The sequence below is a fragment of the Microvirga pakistanensis genome, assembly GCF_004458765.1.
Lineage (GTDB): Bacteria > Pseudomonadota > Alphaproteobacteria > Rhizobiales > Beijerinckiaceae > Microvirga > Microvirga pakistanensis.
Genome location: NZ_SPJX01000109.1, coordinates 1 through 223, shown reverse-complemented (window position 1 = coordinate 223; position 223 = coordinate 1). Strand labels below are relative to the sequence as shown.

Genomic DNA, 223 nt, shown 5'->3' with positions numbered 1-223 from the left:
CCGCCGAGCCGCTGATCAGGAGAGGGCCCGAGCCGAGCACGCGAATCGCGTCGCGATAGGTCATGAGGCTCGGCGGGATGATGGTGCGCCCGCCGGGAGCGATGGCCTGGAGGTAGATGTTTCCGTGCTTGGCGTCGAGGGCGGCGGTGAACAGCCCCCGCCGTTCGTTCACCATGAGCGGAGCCAGGAAGGCCGAAAGGGTGGCCACGCCCACCACGGGGAT

1 pseudogene is annotated in these 223 nt (G+C 69.1%); it reads right to left on the bottom strand.

What is annotated here, in order from left to right:
- Nucleotides 1-223, bottom strand: a pseudogene (locus E4K09_RS04080) (tRNA (adenosine(37)-N6)-threonylcarbamoyltransferase complex dimerization subunit type 1 TsaB); the annotation flags it as partial.